This window comes from Paracoccus actinidiae (assembly GCF_030863885.1).
Lineage (GTDB): Bacteria > Pseudomonadota > Alphaproteobacteria > Rhodobacterales > Rhodobacteraceae > Paracoccus > Paracoccus everestensis.
This window is the reverse complement of sequence record NZ_CP132956.1, coordinates 1,257,571-1,277,459: the sequence shown is the minus strand read 5'-3', so window position 1 is coordinate 1,277,459 and position 19,889 is coordinate 1,257,571. Positions and strand designations below refer to the sequence as shown.

The following is a 19,889-nucleotide window of genomic DNA, read 5'->3' as shown; positions in this document are numbered from 1 at the left end:
CTCACCGCATCGCGGCAACGCCGCGCACCAGCGGGCGCAGGGCGTCGCCCTTGACCATCCAGCTTGTGGCAAAGGCAAGAGTGGCCACGGTTTCCAGCCAGAAGACCGGGCGCCACCAGGACAGCCGGTCGTCCAGGCCGGTTGCGAACAGCACGCCCAGCACGCCGATGACACCAAGGATGGTCCAGCCGCAGACACGATAGATCCGGTTCGAGGCGTCCTTTTCCGCCCCGTCCACGGCCCCCTTGGTAAACAGCACCAGGCAATACACGGCAAGCGCGCCGAAAAACACCGCTGCCGACACCAGATGAAGGGTGGATGACACATCCGGCCCAAGGAGGCATTGCAGCAGCGTGCAGGACAGGCCGGCAGGGGCTTCCCCGGCCTTGTCTCCAGGATGGGTCGGGGCCAGGGCGACCAGGGCAATCGCCACCGCCGCCACCCGCGCCGTGGCCTTGTCGCTGACCAGATCGCCCGCATCGGGGCGAAAGCCTTCGTAGCTCCACAGGAACACCGCCTGCGCCATCAAGCAGCCCACGAAAACCTCTCTCATGGGGGAGTAATAGGCAGAGGATATGCTGGGCAAAAGATCGCCCGCGGACAGGCCATAGGCCAGCAGGGCCAGCGGCAGGAAAAAGCCAAGCGCCCCGATGGCCCGGCGCACGGCCAGAAAGGACAGCACCAGGTCGTTATGCGACTTTTGCCAGATGCCGCGCTCGTCCGCCATCCCGCCCCCCGTTTTGGCCAGACTGGCGCGGATGGCGGGGACGGTCAATCAATCGTTAACCGGGCAGCCACGCAGTTCCGCCAGGATCGCCTGCGCCGCCGCGCGCGGGTCGGCGGCCTGCCAGACCGGACGCCCGACCACGATATGATCGGCCCCCGCCGCGATGGCACTGGCCGGGGTTTCCACCCGCTTCTGGTCCCCCAGGGCCGCGCCTGCGGGACGCACCCCCGGCGTAACGATCAGTCGCGCATCCGGCAGGGCGCGGATCGCCTGTGCCTCGCGCGGGGAACAGATGATACCGTCGGCCCCTGCCTCGAATGCGCGGGCGGCGCGTTCCACGGTGATCTCGTGCAGATCGCCGGGGCGGATCATGCCCGCATCCAGGTCCGCGCGTTCCAGCGAGGTCAGGATCGTCACGCCCAGGATCTTGAGGTTCGATCCCGCCGCGCCTTCCTTGGCCGCGCGCACGACATGGGGATCGCCATGCACCGTCAGGAAATCAAGATCAAAGGCCGCCAGCCCGCGCACGGCGGACTCCACCGTGGCGCCGATGTCGAACAGCTTCATGTCCAGGAAGATCCGCTTGCCGTGATCCCCCTTCAACTCGTTGGCAAGCGCCAGCCCGCCGCCGGTCAGCATCCCCAGCCCGATCTTGTAGAAGCCGACGGCATCGCCTAGCTGTTCCGCAAGGTCTAGCCCCGCCAGGGCGTTCGGCACGTCCAGTGCCACGATCAGCCGGTCATCCATGCTTAACCCCGTTGTCCCTGAAATCGCGGCGTTATGGCATAGTGCCCCCCGGCTTGAAAGCGCCGCAAGACATACCAGATCATAATCGAAGACCCGGACCGCGGCGCGCCGACAGGGCGTCTGCGACACGGGGGCTAGCACAAGGAGAATATGCCGATGAACATGGAAAAGTTCACCGAGCGGTCGCGCGGCTTCATGCAGGCCGCCCAGACCATCGCGATCCGCGAGGAAAACCAGCGTGTCGTGCCGGAACATCTGCTCAAGGCGCTGATGGATGACGACCAGGGGCTTTCGTCGAACCTGATCACCCGCGCGGGCGGCGATGCGCGCCGCGTGAAGGAAGCCGTGGATGGCGCGGTCGCCAAGCTGCCCAAGGTCAAGGGCGGCAATGGCCAGGTCTATGTGGACCCCAGCCTGGTGCGCGTGCTGGACGAGGCCGAGCAGGTCGCCAAGAAGGCGGGCGACAGCTTTGTCCCGGCCGAGCGCATCCTGATGGCGCTTGCCATGGTCAACACCAACGCGCGCGATGCGCTTTCGGCGGGCAACGTCACCGCCCAGAACCTGAACGCCGCCATCAACGACATCCGCAAGGGCCGCACGGCGGACAGTGCGTCCGCCGAGGACAGCTATGAGGCGCTTGAAAAATACGCCCGCGACCTGACGCAAGCGGCGCGCGACGGCAAGATCGACCCGATCATCGGCCGGGACGAGGAAATCCGCCGTGCCATGCAGGTGCTGTCGCGCCGCACCAAGAACAACCCGGTGCTGATCGGCGAACCCGGCGTCGGCAAGACGGCCATCGCCGAAGGCCTGGCCCTGCGCATCATCGACGGCGACGTGCCCGAATCCCTGCGCAACAAGCGGCTGATGGCCCTGGACATGGGCGCGCTGATCGCGGGCGCCAAATACCGCGGCGAATTCGAGGAACGGCTGAAGTCGATCCTGAAGGAAATCGAGAACGCCGCCGGTGAAATCATCCTGTTCATCGACGAACTGCACGTTCTGGTCGGCGCGGGCAAGACCGACGGGGCGATGGACGCCGCCAACCTGATCAAGCCTGCGCTTGCCCGGGGAGAGTTGCATTGCGTCGGCGCGACCACGCTGGCCGAGTATCGCAAGTACATCGAAAAGGACGCGGCCCTGGCCCGGCGCTTCCAGCCGGTCTTGATCGAGGAACCGACGGTCGAGGACACGATCAGCATCCTGCGCGGCATCAAGGAGAAATACGAACTGCACCACGGCGTCCGCATTTCCGACGCCGCCCTGGTTGCCGCTGCCACGCTGTCGCACCGCTATATCACCGACCGCTTCCTGCCCGACAAGGCCATCGACCTGATGGACGAAGCCGCCAGCCGGTTGCGCATGGAGGTGGACAGCAAGCCCGAGGAACTGGACCAGCTCGACCGCCAGATCCTGCAGATGCAGATCGAGGCCGAGGCGCTGAAAAAGGAAGACGACGCTGCATCGCGCGACCGGCTGGAACGGCTGGAAAAGGATTTGTCCGACCTGCAGCAACGGTCGGCCGAGATGACCGCCCGCTGGCAGGCCGAACGCGACAAGCTGGAAGGCTCGCGCCACCTCAAGGAACAGCTTGACCGCGCGCGGGCCGAACTGGACGGGGCCAAGCGCGAAGGCAACCTGGCCCGTGCGGGGGAACTGTCCTATGGCATCATCCCCGGCCTGGAAAAGCAGTTGGCCGAGGCCGAGAATGGCGGCCCGGACGGGTTGATGGTCGAGGAAGCCGTGCGCCCCGAACAGATCGCCGAGGTCGTGGAACGCTGGACCGGCATCCCCACCAGCAAGATGCTGGAAGGCGAGCGCGAGAAGCTTCTGAAGATGGAAGAACAGATCGGCGCCCGCGTCATCGGCCAGCAGGAAGCGGTCGTGGCGGTCAGCAACGCCGTCCGCCGCGCCCGCGCCGGCCTGAATGACGAGAACCGCCCGCTGGGGTCGTTCCTGTTCCTGGGGCCGACCGGCGTCGGCAAGACCGAACTGACCAAGGCGCTTGCCGAATACATGTTCGACGACGACAGCGCGATGGTCCGCATCGATATGTCCGAATTCATGGAAAAACATTCCGTGGCGCGGCTGATCGGCGCCCCTCCGGGCTATGTCGGCTATGACGAAGGCGGCGTGCTGACCGAGGCCGTTCGGCGGCGACCCTATCAGGTGATCCTGTTCGACGAGGTGGAAAAGGCCCACCCGGATGTCTTCAACGTGCTGCTGCAGGTTCTGGACGACGGGCAGTTGACCGACGGCCAAGGCCGGACGGTGGACTTCAAGCAGACGCTGATCATCCTGACCTCGAACCTGGGGTCGCAGGCGCTGTCGCATTTGCCCGAAGGGTCGGATTCGTCCGACGCGCGGGCGCAGGTGATGGAGGCGGTCCGGTCCCATTTCCGGCCCGAGTTCCTGAACCGCCTGGACGAGATCATCATCTTCCGCCGCCTGTCGCGGCAGAACATGGACGGGATCGTCAGCATCCAGTTGCGGCGTCTGGAACAGCGGCTTGCCGGGCGCAAGATCACGCTGGATCTGGACGATGCGGCGCGCAAATGGCTGGCCGACCAGGGCTATGATCCGGTCTTCGGGGCGCGTCCCCTGAAGCGGGTGATCCAACGGGCCTTGCAGGATCCGTTGGCCGAACTGCTGTTGTCGGGCGAGGTTCTGGACGGGCAGACCGTCCATGTCAGCGCCGGGCCGGACGGGCTGATCGTCGAAAACCGCATCGGCCGGGCGGGTCACAAGCTTGGAGCCGTCGGCGAGGGCCCCAAGCCCGAGGCAACCGTCCACTGAGCACGAACAGCGCGGGGCAAAGGGAAAGTCCCGCGCTTCTCCCTTGCGAGAGAGGCCGCCAGAGACTTCGCAGGGAGGAGGGCGCGTCTCTGGCGGCTTTGACGGCAGGGACCGTCCTGGTCGGAGGGAAGCGGGCAGGAACCTGCCCGCATGTCCATAATGCGCCAGATGCCTTCCGGTATTCCGTCACATGACGAAGATCATGCTGCAACGCAGAGAAAATCCTGCGTCCTGATCATCAGATCGGCACGCTGCCCGCAATTCGGGCAGTCAGATCATGCCGTCTTGCCCGCCAGTTGCGCCACCCCCATGACCTCCAGCACCTTGGCTTCGATATGGGCGGCGTTCAGCGCGGATGTGTCATACATCGCAAAGGGCGCGTCGTGATCGACGAAGCGGTCGGGCAGGACCATGGACCGGAAGCGCAGTCCACGGTCGAACACCCCTTCGTCCGCCAGCAATTGCGCGACATGGCTGCCGAAACCGCCGACCGCACCTTCTTCCAGCGTGATCAGCGCGTCATGGCTGCCTGCCAGCCGCAGGATCAGGTCGCGGTCCAGCGGCTTGGCAAAGCGCGCATCGGCGATCGTAGGGGTGATGCCGCGCGCGGCCAGCGATTCGCAGGCCTTCTGCGCCTCGGACAGGCGGGTGCCAAAGGACAGGATCGCCACGCCCTTGCCCTGCTGCACGATGCGGCCCTTGCCGATCTTAAGCACCTGGCCACGTTCCGGCATTTCGACGCCCGTTCCCTCGCCGCGCGGAAAGCGGAAGGCGATGGGGCCGCTGTCATGGGCGGCGGCGGTGGCGACCATGTGCAACAGTTCGGCCTCGTCGGCTGCGGCCATCACGACTATGCCGGGCAGGTTCGCCAGGAAGGCGATGTCATAGGCGCCCGCATGGGTTGGCCCGTCCTGCCCAACCAGCCCCGCGCGGTCGATGGCAAAGCGCACGGGCAGGTTCTGGACCGCCACGTCATGAACCACCTGGTCATAGCCGCGCTGCAGGAAGGTCGAATAGATCGCGCAAAAGGGCTTCATGCCGCCCGCAGCCAGTCCCGCCGCGAAGGTCACGGCGTGCTGTTCGGCGATGCCCACGTCGAAGGTCCGGCGCGGAAAGCGTTCGGCGAACTGCTTCAACCCCGTGCCGTCCGGCATGGCGGCGGTGATGCCGACGATCTTGTCGTCGCGTCCGGCCTCGTCGATCAAAGCCTGGGCAAAGACGGCGGTATAGCTGGGGGCGTTGGATTTCGCCTTGGCCTGCACACCCGTGATCATGTCGAACTTGCCCGTGGCATGGCCCCGGTCGGCGGCGTTTTCCGCCGGAGCATAGCCCTTGCCCTTCTTCGTGACGGCATGGATCAGCACCGGGCCGGTCGCCCGCGACTTCACCGTGCGCAGCAAGGGCAGAAGCTGGTCGAGGTCATGCCCATCGACCGGGCCGACATAGGAAAAGCCCAGTTCCTCGAACAGCGTGCCGCCGATGGTCATGCCCTTCAGCATTTCCTTGGCCCGGCGCGCGCCTTCCTGGAAGGGCGGGGGCAGCAGGCCCACGGCGCCCTTGGCGGCGGCCTTCAGATCCTGGAACGGGCCGCGCGTGTAAAGGCTGGTCAGATATGACGACAGCGCCCCAACCGGCGGGGCGATGGACATCTCGTTGTCGTTCAGGATCACGATCAGCCGCTTGCCCAGATGGCCCGCATTGTTCAGCGCCTCGAAGGCCATGCCCGCGCTCATGGCGCCGTCGCCGATCACCGCGATGGCATCGCCCGGATCGCCGCCCAGATCCCGCGCCACGGCAAAGCCGAGCGCGGCGCTGATCGAGGTCGAGGAATGGCCCGCGCCGAAAGGGTCATAGGGACTTTCGGCACGCTTGGTGAAGCCCGCCAGTCCGCCGCCCATGCGCAGCGTGCGGATGCGGTCGCGCCGGCCGGTCAGGATCTTGTGGGGATAGCACTGGTGGCCCACGTCCCAGATGATCTTGTCGCGAGGCGTGTCAAAGACCGCGTGCAGCGCCACCGTCAGTTCCACCACGCCCAGGCCCGCGCCCAGATGCCCGCCGGTGACGCTGACCGCGCTGATCGTTTCCGCCCTGAGTTCGTCGGCAAGCTGATGCAGTTCACGGTCGCTGAGCGACTTCATGTCCGAGGGCAGCGTGACCCGGTCGAGGATCGGCGTCTTGGTCAGGTCGGTCATCGGCTGGCCCTTCGGGCGAAAGATTGCAGGGGCGGGCGTCGGTCAGGTGTCGCGTTCGATAACGAAACGCGCCAATTGGCGCAAGTTTGCAGCGGCTTCGCCATAGGGGGCAAGGGCAGCATCGGCATCCGCGACCAGCCGCGCGGCCTCGGCGCGTGCGCCGGCAAGACCCAGCAGGGACACGAAAGTCGCCTTGCCCGCCGATGCGTCCTTGCCCACGCGTTTGCCGGTCACATCTTCGTTTCCGGTCACATCCAGGATGTCGTCGGCGATCTGGAAGGCAAGGCCCACGGCATCGGCGTATCGGGCCAGGGGCGCAGTGTCGGAATCGGCGATCAGCGGCCCTGCGATGGCGGCAAAACGGATCAGGGCGCCGGTCTTGCCGCCCTGCAACTGGGTGATCTGGGCCAGGGTCAGGGGGGCCGCGGCAGATTCAGCCGCGATATCCAGCGCCTGCCCCCAGACCATCCCTGCCCCGCCGACAGCCTGCGCAAAGGCCGCGACCAGACGGACGCGGGCAGCGGGATCGCCAATGGCGGGATCGGCCAGCAACCCGAAGGCTAGGGTCTGCAAGGCATCGCCCGCCAGGATCGCGGTCGCCTCGGACCATTTCACATGGACAGTGGGCTGACCCCGCCGCAGGTCGTCGTCATCCATCGCGGGCAGGTCGTCATGGACCAGGGAATAGGCGTGCAGCGCCTCGACCGCCGCAGCGACCGGCAGGGCGGCATCATCGGCCACGCCATGAAGGCGGGCGGATTCCATGACCAGGAAGGCCCGGATGCGCTTGCCGCCCGCGCAGGCATAACCCATCGCATCGCGCAACTCGCCGCCGGGCAGATCCCCGATCACCCGGTCAAGTTCGGCCTGAACCTGAAACTTTACTGCCGAAACCCGGTCATGCATCACAGCCCCTCGGCCGGTTCCGTCCCTGTGGGCTGGCCATTGGCCGCAAGGGTGATCTTTTCCACCCGATCCTCGGCCTCGCGCAGGCGTTTCTCGCAATGCTGGCGCAGGGCGGCGCCGCGTTCGTAAAGCTTGATGGATTCGTCCAAAGACGCGTCGCCGGTTTCCAGCTTGCCGACCGTGGCCTCAAGTTCCTTCATGGCTTCCTCGAAGCTCATGGTCGCGATGTCAGTCATTCTCGGGCCTCCAGCAGGACTTGGACATGGGCGCGGGCGGACCGGCCCAGGGCGTCCAGATCATATCCACCTTCCAGGCAGGATACCACGGGGGCCGACAGATCCCCCGCCATGTCGCAGATCATGCGGGTGATGGCCGCGAAGTCGTCGTCATCCCAGTTCAGTTGCGCCAGCGGATCGGCCGCATGGGCGTCGAACCCGGCCGAGACGATCACCAGTTGCGGCGCGAAATCCCGGCAGCGGGTCAGGATGTCGCGCCACGCCGCCTGCCCCGCCGCCCCGTCCGATCCGGGTCGCAGCGGCACGTTCACCATCTGCCCATGCGCGCCTTGTTCCGACGCCGCCCCGCTGCCCGGATAAAGCGGCATCTGGTGGCTGGAGGCGAAGAAGGCGCGGCGTTCATTCCACAGCAGATCCTGCGTGCCGTTACCATGATGCACGTCGAAATCCAGCACCGCCACGCGGTCCAGCCCATGATGATCCAAGGCCCGCATCGCCGCGATGGCCGCGTTGCCGAAGATGCAGAAACCCATCGGCGTTTCGCGTTCGGCATGATGGCCGGGCGGGCGCATGGCGACAAAGGCATTGGCGACCTCGCCCGCCAGCACGGCATCGACGGCTGCCACCGCGCCCCCTGCGCCGCGCAGCGCGGCATCAAGGCTGCCGGGCGACAGGTGGGTGTCGGCGTCCAGCATCTGCCAGCCGTCCTCGGGGATCGCGTCGCGGATCCGCTCAAGATAGGACAAGGGATGGCAGCGCAGGATCTCGGCCTCATCCGCGCGCGGCGCCTCGCGCCGGTCCAGGGGCAAGTCGGCAAGCGCGTCCAGGACGGCGGCATGGCGCGCGACCTGTTCGGCATGGCCGGGCAGGGTGATGTGGCGTTCGGCGTCGGGATGGGTGAACAGGGCCGTGGTCATGATGTTTCCTCAAATATCCATCTTGCCGATCAGGGGCAGGTCGTCCTCGGGGCCGACGCTGTTTCTTTCGATCATGCGGTGAACCAGCGGGCCGCCCTCGCCCTGGTGCAAGGCGCGCAGGGCCTCGGTGATTTCCGCGTCGGATTTCGTGCGGCGCAGGTTATGGCGGACATATTCGTCCCAGGTGGCGATGTGATAGCTTTCGGACCACAGGTCGGGATGTTCCAGATCCCGCAGCAGCGCCCAGTTCCGCGCCCCGTCGCGGCGGCGGATATTGCGGCGCAACTGCATCAGGCGCAGGAACTCGACCGTGTCCTTCTGGGCGATCTGGTAATCGACCATCACCATGATCGGTCCCGACCGTCCCCGCAGATCAAGCCGCAGCGCCGGCTCGCGGAAGCGATTGGCCGGATCCAGGTCGGCCGTGCCGAATTCCGGCACCTTGAACCAGACGCCGATCACCGCCCCCGCCAGCAGCACGCCACCCGCCGCCGTCAAGGCATCGCCCAGGCCGTGCGCCCCGGCGATGCTGCCCCAGATCCAGGATCCCGCCGCCATGCCGCCAAAGGTCGCCGTCTGGTACAGCGCAAGTGCGCGAGCCACGACCCAGCGGGGTGTGGACAGTTGCACGGTGACGTTGAACAGCGACAAGGCCAGCACCCAGGAGGCGCCGGCGGGCAACAAGGCCAGCGCGTGCATCCAGGTGGCCTGCGTCTGCCCCAGGACGATGGCCGACAACGCAAAGCCCGCAAAGGCCATGCGCACGATGTTCTCATTGTTGAACCGCGCCCTGATGCGCGGGTTCAGCGCAGCCCCCGCGATGGCGCCGATGCCGTAGCAGCCCAGCAATCCGCCGAACAACATCGACCCGCCCTCGGGGTGGGACTTGGCAACCAGGGGCAGCAGCGCCAGCACGGACACGGCGGCGAAACCGAACAGGGCGCCGCGCCCGATCACCTTCATCAGGTTCGGCGACAGAAAGACATAGCGCAGACCAGCGGCGACGGCGGGCAGAAATTCCTCGGGCGGGGCGGTGCGGGGGGCGATGTTCGGGCGCCACCGCAGCAGCGCCCCCAGCAGAGGCGCATAGCTGAGCGCGTTGACCGCGAATGCCGCCGCCGCCCCGAAGACCGCGACGATGAAACCGCCCGCTGCAGGCCCGACGGAGCGCATCAGGTTGAACCCGACCGAGTTCAGCGTGACGGCGGCAGGCAGGTCAGCGCGCGGCACAAGATCGCCCATGCTGGCCTGCCAGGGCGGGTTGTAGAGCGCCTGCCCCGCCCCGATCAGAAAGGTAAAGGCCAGCAGCAGCCAGGGCGTCAGCCAGCCCTGCCACGCGACCACCGCCAGGGCCAGCGACACCGCCGCCATGAAGCATTGCGCGAACATCAGGATCGCCTTGCGGTCGAAGATGTCGGCCAGGGCGCCCGATGCCAGGGCCAGCAGCATGATGGGCAGCGTGTTGGATGCCTGCACCAGGGCAATCAGCGTGGCGCTGTCGGTCAGCTGCGTCATCAGCCAAGCCGCGCCCACCGCCTGCACCAGCCCGCCAAAGTTCGAGACGAGGGTCGCGCTCCACAACAGGCGGAAATCTCGGTGGCGGAAGGGGGCCAGGGCCGAAGATCGGGAGGAGGTCGGATCGGTCACGGACACCGTCGCTTTGGGCTTCACGTCAGCCTAGCCAGCCGGATGCGGCAGGGCAATGTCGGACGAGCGCGCTTCTTTCGATGGCGATGAAACCAAAACAAACAGGAATTTGTTCCGCCGTTAGCCAATCTTGACCGGACTGCCGCCCTTTCGCCACAACACAAGCCTTGTTACGCGCCGGGCTGGGCCGCAAGTCTTGACGGCCCCTGCCTGTGACAGGCTGATGAACCATAGCGCGAATCACCCTCCGTCCTGCGGATGGGAGTGTTTCACACGAAGTCTTGGATGCTGCCGGCGCCTCCGACAGGCTGCCCGATGCCATGAAGGAAAATGATGATGCGTCTTGTTACCCTGTTTACGGCGCTTGCCCTGGGCCTAGCCGCATGTGGAAGCAGCCAGCCCATCACGCTGGCCACCCCCCCTGTGCCCGAAGCCTATCAGGCCCGCACCGATACCGGCCCGAACGGAGAGGTGATCCCGATCCCCGCCGTCCGCGCAGCCTATCTGACCGAGCGCAATCAGCGCCAGCAGGTGCCCTATAACGGTCCCGAAGGCCCCGGCACCATCGTGGTCGATCCTTATGCACGCGTGCTTTATCATGTGCAGCCGGGTGGCCAGGCGATGCGATACGGCGTGGCTGTGGGGCGGACCGGCACTGGCTATGCCGGAACCGCCACCATCGCGCGCAAGGCCGCATGGCCCAGCTGGCGCCCGACGGACAACATGATCCGCACCCAGCCCGATCTTTATGCGCAATTCGCGGGCGGGCTGTCCGGCGGGATGCACAACCCCCTGGGGTCGCGGGCGCTGTATCTGTATGAAGGCGGGCGCGACACCTATTACCGCATCCACGGCACGATGGATCCGTCGTCCATTGGCAAGGCGACCTCGGCGGGTTGCATCCGGCTGTTCAACCAGGACATCATCGACCTGTTCGCCCAGGTGCAGAACGGATCCACCGTTCATGTCCGCAGCCAGGCCGAAAGCCTCAGTCTGGAAGGCCCGATGACGGAAACCCCCGAAGGCTATGTCGTGCCCGCCGGACAGGCGCCCATGGCTGCGGCTTCCTTGGCCCCGACCACGTCGCAAGTCACGGATCCGTATGCGGTCACGACCATCTCCACGCCCTACAGCGCGCCGGTGACGACGATGTCCCCGGTGGAAAGCGCCGTCCAGTAAGGGCGTGACACTGACCGCGCCTTGAAGGGCCCTGGTCCCGCCGGGGCCTTTCCATTTGCAAATCCCAAGAATCTCTCGCAAAATCCGCGCGAAAAACAAGGCCCGCGCCAAGGAAGTAGCGATGCCCAACTACAGCAAGCTGGAACAGGAACTGCTGTCCGCCGAACAGCGGGCCTTGACCGAAAACAGCCGTGGCCCGGCGCTTGGGCAGATGGACGATCCGGGACTGTCGGGGCTGATCGCCGACCTGGAAGCCGCCCTGGGCCAGGCAGGACCACGGGGCGAAAACGGCCAGGTGACAGCCGCGAACCTTCTGGTCAACGCGGCAAGACGGGCCAAGGCCGAACGGCGCAGGCGCAAGGCTGCCCCCCAAGACGCGGGCAGCAAACCGGCCGAAGGCATTGCAGCCAAGCCAAAGCCGCCCGCCAAGTCCGCCAAGCGCAAGCCCGCGTCCCCGGCCCGCAAACCTGCGGGACGCGAAAAGGCCGAGCATCGCAAGGCCGACCTGCGCACCGGATCGCGCCGCGTCGCCAAGGCCGGGGCAAAGCCCGCAGCCCCTGCCCCGCTGGATCCCGCGCCGCAGGCCGCCGCAATGTCAGCCCCGGTCAAGCCCGCTGCGCCCGCCGTCACCATTCCGCCGCCCGTGGCAGGTGATGCCGCCGTTGCGCCAAAGTCCAAGGACAAGGCCGTCCGCAAAGCCGCGAAAGAGGCCGAGAAAGTGGCGCGCAAGGCCGCCCGCAAGGCTGAAAAGGACGCGGTCAAGGCAGCCGAGAAGGCTGAAAGAAAGGCCGCTCGCCAAGCCACGAAAGCCGCCCGCAAGGCCGAGGACGCAAAGACGGACAAGCCCAAGGGCAAGGGAAAAGGCAAGGCACGGGCATCCGAGCCTTCGGAAAACGCTTAATGCGGACATGATGGGTCTGGTCGTCCTTTGCCGCAGCATGGCTGGCGGGTTCTGGAAAGCGGCTGCGGCTCTCGCGGTTCTGGCCGCGCCTGCGCAGGCGCTTCCGGCAGTCGATGCCCTGGCCGGGCGCCCGCCTGCCCGCCAGTCGGAAACGCTGCGCTGCACGGATGACGGGCGTGATTGCGTGCGGCTGGACCATTACGCCGCCGATGTCTGCAAGCTGATCGAAAGGAACGCGACGGAACGCGGCCTGGACCCGAATTTCCTGGCCCGGTTGCTGTGGAAGGAAAGCCGGTTCGAACCGGGTGCGATCAGCCCCGTGGGTGCGCTTGGCATTGCGCAGTTCATGCCGGGCACCGCCGATCTTTACGACCTGCACGATCCCTTCAACCCCGCGCAGGCGATCCACAAGTCGGCCTGGTACCTTGGCCACCTGACCGCGATGTTCGGCAATATCGGCCTGGCCGCCGTTGCCTATAACGGCGGTGAAAACCGCGCGGCGCGCTTTGTCGCCCGGACCGGCGGCCTGCCCTATGAAACGCAGGATTACGTGGCCTCGATCACCGGGTTCGAGGCGCTCCGCTGGCGCGACAACCCGCCCCCGGCCAGCGAATTGAAAATGGCGCTGAACCCCGACATGGCCTTCCGTCCTGCCTGCGAGAAGCTGGCGGGCGACCGCCGCCTGCGAGAATTCATGATCCAGCCCAAGGTTTTCCCTTGGGGCGTGATCGTGGCCAGCCATCCCAGCCAGTCGGGCGCCATCCAGCAGGTCGCCCGCCTGAACCGCAGCCTGCGCCCGATCTTGGGGGACAAGCAGGTGGGCTATGTCAGGAAGCGCATCACCGGAATGCCTCGCGCCGTCTATACCGCGCAGATCGGCTGGGACAGCAAGCGCGAGGCCGCAGCCTTCTGCAATCGGCTCAAGCAGCTGGGCGGGCGCTGCATCGTGTTGCGGAATTGATCCCGGGCGCGATGGCTGTTGGCCGGTTCGACCTTTTGGCAGCCGTCTACCTTGGGGCGCAAGCCCTGCCCTATTGCACCAGCCTGGACAAGGATGCGCGCCGGCTGGACCACAAGCAGCCCCGGAATCCTGACGGTTCGACCTCTCTGACAGCAAAGGGCATGGGCGGCTTCCGGACGCGTTCCCGGGTCAGCTGCTAAAGGAAACTTTGCGGGTCGATGTCCACCGACAGCCGCAGGTTCGTGGGCGGCTTGTGCGGGGCCAGCCAGTCGGCAATTGCGGTTTGCACGGGCGCCTGGCGCGGCGCATGGACCAGCATCCGCATCCGGTGGCGCCCCCGGATCCGCGCGATGGGCGCAGGGGCCGGTCCCCACAGTTGCGCGCCCGCCTGTTCCAAGGGTGCTGCATGAGAGGCCAGGTGGCGGGCGAAATCGGCGACGATGCCCAGGTCGGGATGGGACAGGATGATCCCCGCCAGACGGCCAAAGGGGGGCATTCCGTTAGCCTGGCGCCCGGCAGCCTCGGCGTTCCAGAAGGCCTCGTCCTCGCCCCCCAGGATGGCGCGGATGACCGGGTGGTCGGGCTGGTGGGTTTGCAAGAGCGCCACCCCCGGCGCCGTTCCTGCAAGGCGCCCCGCCCGGCCCGCGACCTGCCGCATCAGTTGGAAACTGCGTTCCGCCGCGCGCAGGTCCGCGCCTTGCAGGCCCAGGTCGGCGTCGATCACGCCCACCAGCGTCAGGCGCGGAAAATTATGGCCCTTGGCGACGATCTGCGTGCCGATGATGATCTGGGTGTCGCCATTCGCGATTTCCGCAATCGTGTCCTTCAGGGCGCGGGCGGAATGGAACAGGTCCGAGGACAGGACCGTGGCCTTGGCGTCGGGAAAGCGGGCCGCCACCTCCTCGGCGATGCGCTCGACACCCGGGCCGATGGGGGCCAGCTTGCCTTCGACCTTGCAGGACGGGCAGGCAAGCGGGATGGGGCGGATTTCGCCGCATTGATGGCAGATCAGGCGGTTCTGGAAGCGGTGTTCCACCATCCGCGCGTCGCATTGATGGCAGCCGATCTGTTCGCCGCAGGCCCGGCAGACGGTGACGGGCGCAAATCCGCGCCGGTTCAGGAACAACAACGACTGCTCGCCACGCGCCAGCCGCGATTCGACCGCGCTTGCCAGCGTGGGGGATATCCAGCGGCCCGACGGCATTTCCTCGGCCCGCAGGTCAATGGCGGCCATGTCGGGCAGTTCGGCGGTGCCATAGCGCGACCGCAGATCCAGCCGCCGGTATTTTCCGATGCCCGCGTTCACCCAGGTTTCCAGGGACGGGGTGGCCGAGGCCAGCACCACCTGCGCCCCGTTGATGGAGGCCCGCAGCACCGCCATGTCGCGGGCGCTGTAGTAAACCACGTCTTCCTGCTTGTAGCTGGAATCGTGTTCCTCATCCACAACGATCAGGCCCAGGTCGCGAAAGGGCAGAAACAGCGCAGACCGGGCACCCACCACAAGGCCCGCATCGCCGCGCCCGGCCATGTGCCACAGCCGGCGGCGTTCGGACCGGGTGATGCCGCTGTGCCATTCGCCGGGACGGGCGCCGAACCGCGCCTCGACCCGGTCGATGAATTCGGCCGACAGCGCGATTTCGGGCAGCAGGACCAGGGCTTGGCGGCCCTGGGCAAGGCATTCGGCGACGGCTTCCAGATAAACCTCGGTCTTGCCCGATCCGGTGACCCCGCGCAGCAGGGTGGTGCCGTAACCGCCCGACCGGACCGCGCTGCGCAGGGCATCCGCCGCTGCCTGCTGATCGGCGTCCAGCGGCTTGCCAGGGCGGGCAGGGTCCAACAGCGGATAGGGCAGATCGCGCGGGGCCTGAACCTCGGCCAGGGTGCCTGCCGCGACCAGGCCCTTGACGACCGCCGTGCCAACGCCTGCCAACTGCGCCAGTTCGGACGGGGCAAAGCTTGCCCCGCCGTGATCGGCCACCACCTGCATGACCCGCTCCCGCGCCTCGGTCATGCGGGTCGGGGGGGCGCCGCCCGGCACGATCACCCGGCGCGCGGCGGGCGGCTGGTCCAGGTCGGGCGCCCGCGTCGCCATGCGCAGCATCAAGGGCAGCGGCGTCAGGGTGTAATCGGCGGCGCGCGTCAGGAAATCCAGGAACCGCGCGTCAAAGGGTTCGGCATCCAGCACACGGGCCACGGGGCGCAGCTTGGCCAGGTCGAAATCGCCCAGGCCTTCGCCCCAGACCAGGCCCACAACCCGCCGCGGACCCAGCGGCACCAACACCAGTTGCCCCTGCGCCACCCCGCCTTCGGGCGCCAGATAATCCAGCACGCCCACGGGTTCGACCGTCAGGACGCCGATCCGGGCACGAGCGGGAAAAAATGCGGGCAGGGTTTTCATTGCCTTGATAAAACCCCGCGCGGTGCCCGTTGCAAGGCCCGCCCTGCCCCTTTCGGCGGATGCGGTTTTGCGCTATCACTCCCCGGAACCGCCTTACCGGAGCATGACCATGAAATTCTTCCTCGATACCGCCGATGTCGATGCCATCCGCGAACTGAACGAACTGGGCATGGTTGACGGCGTGACCACCAACCCGTCCCTGATCCTCAAGGCAGGCCGCAACATCGAGGAGGTCACCGCCGAGATCTGCGCCATGGTCGAAGGCCCCGTTTCCGCCGAGGTCGTGGCCGAAAGCGCCGAAGACATGATCCGCGAAGGCCGCCACCTGGCAAAGATCGCCAAGAACATCGCCATCAAGGTGCCGCTGACCTGGGACGGGCTGAAGGCTTGCCGGACCTTTGCCGACGCAGGCCACATGGTCAACGTCACGCTGTGCTTTTCCCCCGCGCAGGCGATCCTCGCGGCTAAGGCGGGCGCGACATTCATCAGCCCCTTCGTGGGCCGGCTGGACGACATCGGCCTGGACGGCGTGGACCTGATCGCCGACATCCGCGAGATTTACGACAACTATGGCTATGAAACCCAGATCCTCGCGGCCTCGATCCGGTCGGTGAACCACATCATCGAGGTGGGCAAGATCGGCGCCGACGTAATCACCGCGCCCCCCGCCGTCATCAAGTCGATGGCAAAGCACATCTTGACGGACAAGGGTGTGGAACAGTTCACTGCGGATTGGGCCAAGACCGGTCAGAAGATCGGCTGAACACATAAGGGGACAGGCATGACGGCGGAACAGCAGGCGGGGCTTGATCCCGAAACGCGCGACAAGCTGCTGGCCGATCCCGGCGTCATCCTGGCCGACCGCGACCTGATGCGCGCCCTTGTCGCCGCCCGCGAGGCCGAGATCGGCGACAACGTGATCGACATCCGCGGCCGCGCGATGGAGGTGCTTGAAACGCGCCTCGACCGGCTGGAAACCCAGCATGAAAGCGTGATCGCCGCGGCCTTCGACAACCAGTCGGGGATGGCGGTGATCCATCGCGCCGTGATCGGCCTGCTGGAATCGGCCGACCTGGCGGAACTGGTGGACAGCCTGCAATCGGATATCGCGCCCCTGCTGCGGATTGAGACGCTGCGGCTGGTGGTCGAACCCGACCCTGCCATTCCGGGCCTGCCCGAGGATGCGGTGGTTGTGCCCGAAGGCGCCATCGGCCGGATCATCGCTGCCGGGCGGCGCACGCCCCGAGGCGACGATATCGTCCTGCGCCCCGCCTCCCCCATTACCCAGCCCCTGCACGGCCGCCAGGTCGCGTCTGAAGCGATGCTGCCCATCGACCTGGGCGCACGGCGTCCCCGCGCCATGCTGTTGATGGGCAGCGGCGACAAGACCCGCTTCATGCCCGCCCACGGCACCGACCTGCTGCGGTTCTTTGCCCAGGTCTTCCGGCTGGTGATGCTGTCGCGGCTGCGCGGATGACCCCGCCGCTGGCCCTGGCCCCTGCCATGGCCGATGCCCTGGCCCGCTGGCTGGAGGTCGAGGCCGCGACCCGCGACCGGTCGGAACACACCATCACCGCCTATCGCGGCGACCTTCTGGCCTTTCTGGGCTTTCTGGGCGGCCATCACGGGCAACCCGCGACACCCAAGTCGCTGGCCGAACTGCGTCAGGGGGATATGCGCGCCTTTGCCGCCTCGGAACGCGCGCGGGGCCTGGGCGCGCGGTCGCTGGCGCGCAGGCAGTCGGCGGTGCGCAGCTTTCTGCGCTGGATGTCGGATCGCCAAGGCTATGACCTGTCCGCCGCCCTGTCCACGCGCAGCCCCAAATACACCCGCTCCCTGCCCCGCCCCCTGACGCCCGACCAGGCCCGGAACACGCTGGACATAGTGGCAATCGGCCATGACACCCCTTGGGTGGCCGCGCGCGACGTGGCGGTGATGACCCTGCTGTGGGGCTGCGGGTTGCGCATATCCGAGGCGCTGAACCTCAATGGCACCGACTGGCCTTTCCGGGACAGCCTGACCATCACCGGTAAGGGCGGGCGCCAGCGGCACGTCCCCGTCCTGCCGGTGGCGCGTGACGGCGTGGCCGAATACCTGCGCCAATGCCCCTGGCCCCTGGTTCCCGACCAGCCGTTGTTCCGGGGCGTGCGGGGGGGGCGGCTGCTGACCGGGGTCATCGACAGCGCCATGCAAAAGGCCCGCGCCTCCCTTGGCCTGCCGCCCACCGCCACGCCCCATGCCCTGCGCCATTCCTTTGCCACGCATCTGCTGGCAGCGGGCGGCGACCTGCGCACCATCCAGGAATTGCTGGGCCATGCCAGCCTGTCCACGACCCAGGTTTATACCGGGGTGGACGACGCGCATCTGATGGCGGTCTATCATGCCGCGCATCCGCGGGGCTGACATCGAACCCCGCCCCGCCTTGCCGCGTTCACCGCGCAGGATCAGAAGGATGTCACCATGACCACACACGCGATCTTCGACCGTCCCATGGACGCACCCGTCCCGCAGGGCCTTGACCAGGCGATCTTCGGCATGGGCTGCTATTGGGGCGTGGAACGGCTGTTCTGGCAGCAGAACGGCATCTGGCTGACCCAGGTGGGCTTTGCCGGGGGAACGGTTGAAAACCCGACCTATGACCAGGTCAAGACCGGCGCCACCGGCCATGCCGAGGTCGTGCGCATCATCTATGACAGTTCCAAGATCAGCTATGACCACCTGTTGCAACTGTTCTGGCAAAACCACGACCCGACCCAGGGCGACCGGCAGGGAAACGACATCGGCAGCCAGTATCGCAGCCTGATCATGGCCTTCAACGACAGCCAGTGGTCGGCGGCCGAGGCCTCGAAGATCGACTATGACAACCGCCTGGCCGTGGCGGGCTTTGGCAAGATCACCACTCAGATCATCGGCCCCGCCCCCTTCTGGCCCGCGCATGAGGCGCACCAGCAGTATCTGGAAAAGAACCCCGACGGTTATTGCGGCCTGAAGGGCACGGGGATAGAGGCAAGCCTGCCCAACCCGGATCCGATCTGATGACCACCTATTCCGCGCTGACCCATACCCAGGGCCGCCAGGCCGCCGAAGCCCTTGCCGAGGCTTGCGAAGATCTGGATCCCGAACCCTTCGGCACCGGCGTCTTCGAGATCGAGGACGGGTCGGACCGCTGGGAAGTGGGCGCCTATTTCACCGAAAGCCCCGACGATATCGCGCTTGCGCTGCTGGCCGCCGTTCATGGCGCCAATCCCTTCGCGATCTCGGAAGTGCCAGACGTGGACTGGGTGGCCCATGTCAGGCGCGAACTGACCCCGGTGCGGGCGGGCCGATTCTATGTCCATGGCAGCCACGATGCCGACACCGTCCCTGAGGGGGTCGAGGCCCTGTGCATCGAGGCCGCGATGGCCTTCGGCACCGGCCACCACAATACCACTAAGGGTTGCCTCGAGGCCCTGGACCGGTTGGCCACCCAGGGCTTCCAGCCCCGCCGCGTCGTCGATATCGGCTGCGGCACCGCCGTTCTGGCGATGGGGGCGGCGCGGCTGTGGCCGGTCACGGTGCTGGCCAGCGACATCGACGCGGTGGCTGTAGACACGGCGGCCGCCAATGTCATCGCCAACGGCCTGGACGGCCGCGTGATCTGCATCGAGGCTGCGGGCTTTGGCCACCAGATGCTGGAAGACAACGCGCCTTATGACCTGGTGCTGGCCAATATCCTGAAGCAGCCCTTGATCGACCTGGCCCCCCAGATGGCCCAGATGGTCGCGCCGGAAGGCCGCATCATCCTGTCGGGCATCCTGACCACACAGGCGGACGAGGTTCTGGATATCTATGGCGCGCAGGGCTTTGGCCTGGACCGACGCGACGACCTTGGGGACTGGTCCGCGCTGACCCTGACGCGGCGATCCTGACCGGTAAAGGCCGGACTTGAAAAACCGGCCGCGATTCGTTATGTAGGCTTGGCTGATGTTCTTCCTTCGACCTTCTGTCTGCTTTACGGCTTCAGATGTTCCTGCGACGACTGAGCCGCGCCATCGCAATCTCGCGGGTGGCATACAATGACAGGAGTTATCACGATGGCCAATGGCACCGTGAAATGGTTCAACGCAACCAAAGGTTTCGGCTTTATCGCGCCCGAGCATGGCACAAAGGACGTGTTTCTGCACATTTCCGCCGTCGAGCGTGCTGGCCTCCAGCAGATCAAAGACGGTCAGGCCGTGACCTTTGACGTGGAACGTGGCCGCGACGGCCGCGAATCGGCGACCAACCTCGCCCTGGCATAAGA

At 66.7% G+C, this 19,889-nt stretch carries 18 protein-coding genes; 10 read left to right on the top strand and 8 right to left on the bottom strand.

Going from position 1 to position 19,889, the window contains the following annotated elements; translation table 11 throughout:
- Position 1: 1 nt before the first annotated feature.
- Positions 2-775 carry a hypothetical protein gene (locus Q5701_RS06390; protein ID WP_306754436.1) on the bottom strand — a complete coding sequence of 258 codons (774 nt, stop codon included), beginning with the start codon at positions 773-775 and terminating at the stop codon, positions 2-4.
- On the bottom strand, positions 776-1,474 hold the full coding sequence (gene pyrF / locus Q5701_RS06385) for an orotidine-5'-phosphate decarboxylase (protein ID WP_306754435.1): 699 nt from the start codon (positions 1,472-1,474) through the stop codon (positions 776-778). It abuts the gene before it with no gap.
- 156 nt (positions 1,475-1,630) lie between these two features.
- Between pyrF and clpB the strand changes: the two genes are divergently transcribed.
- Positions 1,631-4,270 carry an ATP-dependent chaperone ClpB gene (gene clpB, locus Q5701_RS06380; RefSeq protein WP_306754434.1) on the top strand — a complete coding sequence of 880 codons (2,640 nt, stop codon included), beginning with the start codon at positions 1,631-1,633 and terminating at the stop codon, positions 4,268-4,270.
- Positions 4,271-4,545: 275 nt separating this feature from the next.
- Here the strand turns inward: clpB and dxs are convergent, their stop codons facing one another.
- From dxs to Q5701_RS06355, 5 genes are read right to left on the bottom strand one after another with little or no spacing between them, the layout of a single operon-like run.
- Complete coding sequence (dxs, locus tag Q5701_RS06375) at positions 4,546-6,462, bottom strand: 1-deoxy-D-xylulose-5-phosphate synthase (protein ID WP_306754432.1); 1,917 nt, start codon at positions 6,460-6,462, stop codon at positions 4,546-4,548.
- Positions 6,463-6,504: 42 nt separating this feature from the next.
- The gene (locus tag Q5701_RS06370; RefSeq protein ID WP_306754431.1) at positions 6,505-7,368 is read right to left on the bottom strand and encodes a polyprenyl synthetase family protein; all 864 of its coding nucleotides are present in this window, start codon (positions 7,366-7,368) and stop codon (positions 6,505-6,507) included.
- Entirely contained in the window at positions 7,368-7,604 is a 237-nt protein-coding gene (locus Q5701_RS06365) for an exodeoxyribonuclease VII small subunit (protein WP_234854797.1), read from the bottom strand. The genes Q5701_RS06370 and Q5701_RS06365 overlap by 1 nt, the downstream gene beginning before the upstream one ends.
- Positions 7,601-8,521, bottom strand: coding sequence for a histone deacetylase family protein (locus Q5701_RS06360; protein ID WP_306754430.1), 921 nt, complete (start codon positions 8,519-8,521; stop codon positions 7,601-7,603). Before Q5701_RS06360 ends, Q5701_RS06365 begins: the two co-directional genes overlap by 4 nt.
- A 9-nt stretch (positions 8,522-8,530) precedes the next feature.
- Positions 8,531-10,192, bottom strand: coding sequence for an MFS transporter (locus Q5701_RS06355; protein WP_306754429.1), 1,662 nt, complete (start codon positions 10,190-10,192; stop codon positions 8,531-8,533).
- A 306-nt stretch (positions 10,193-10,498) separates the two neighbouring features.
- Between Q5701_RS06355 and Q5701_RS06350 the strand changes: the two genes are divergently transcribed.
- From Q5701_RS06350 to Q5701_RS06340, 3 genes are all read left to right on the top strand, one after another.
- Positions 10,499-11,347 (top strand): L,D-transpeptidase family protein, encoded by an 849-nt coding sequence (locus Q5701_RS06350; protein ID WP_373568621.1) that lies wholly within the window; start codon positions 10,499-10,501, stop codon positions 11,345-11,347.
- 121 nt (positions 11,348-11,468) lie between these two features.
- Entirely contained in the window at positions 11,469-12,248 is a 780-nt protein-coding gene (locus Q5701_RS06345; RefSeq protein ID WP_306754428.1) for a hypothetical protein, read from the top strand.
- A 7-nt stretch (positions 12,249-12,255) separates the two neighbouring features.
- Positions 12,256-13,209, top strand: a complete 954-nt coding sequence (locus Q5701_RS06340) for a lytic transglycosylase domain-containing protein (RefSeq protein WP_306754427.1) — start codon at positions 12,256-12,258, stop codon at positions 13,207-13,209.
- A 196-nt stretch (positions 13,210-13,405) separates the two neighbouring features.
- On the opposite strand, the gene Q5701_RS06335 is transcribed toward Q5701_RS06340, so the two are convergent.
- Positions 13,406-15,607: a primosomal protein N' gene (locus Q5701_RS06335; protein WP_306754426.1), complete on the bottom strand. Its 2,202-nt coding sequence runs from the start codon at positions 15,605-15,607 to the stop codon at positions 13,406-13,408.
- 109 nt (positions 15,608-15,716) lie between these two features.
- Between Q5701_RS06335 and fsa the strand changes: the two genes are divergently transcribed.
- The 6 genes from fsa to Q5701_RS06305 all read left to right on the top strand — a co-directional run bounded on the left by fsa (position 15,717) and on the right by Q5701_RS06305 (position 19,887).
- Entirely contained in the window at positions 15,717-16,370 is a 654-nt protein-coding gene (gene fsa, locus Q5701_RS06330; protein WP_306754425.1) for a fructose-6-phosphate aldolase, read from the top strand.
- 18 nt (positions 16,371-16,388) lie between these two features.
- A complete protein-coding gene (locus Q5701_RS06325) occupies positions 16,389-17,084 on the top strand; it encodes a DUF484 family protein (protein ID WP_306754424.1) in 696 nt (231 codons plus the stop codon).
- A complete protein-coding gene (locus tag Q5701_RS06320) occupies positions 17,081-18,010 on the top strand; it encodes a tyrosine recombinase XerC (RefSeq protein WP_306754423.1) in 930 nt (309 codons plus the stop codon). Before Q5701_RS06325 ends, Q5701_RS06320 begins: the two co-directional genes overlap by 4 nt.
- A 57-nt stretch (positions 18,011-18,067) precedes the next feature.
- Positions 18,068-18,643, top strand: coding sequence for a peptide-methionine (S)-S-oxide reductase MsrA (gene msrA, locus Q5701_RS06315; protein ID WP_306754422.1), 576 nt, complete (start codon positions 18,068-18,070; stop codon positions 18,641-18,643).
- On the top strand, positions 18,643-19,515 hold the full coding sequence (locus Q5701_RS06310) for a 50S ribosomal protein L11 methyltransferase (protein WP_306754421.1): 873 nt from the start codon (positions 18,643-18,645) through the stop codon (positions 19,513-19,515). Before msrA ends, Q5701_RS06310 begins: the two co-directional genes overlap by 1 nt.
- Before the next feature lie 165 nt (positions 19,516-19,680).
- Positions 19,681-19,887, top strand: coding sequence for a cold-shock protein (locus Q5701_RS06305; RefSeq protein ID WP_234854786.1), 207 nt, complete (start codon positions 19,681-19,683; stop codon positions 19,885-19,887).
- Positions 19,888-19,889 lie beyond the last annotated feature (2 nt).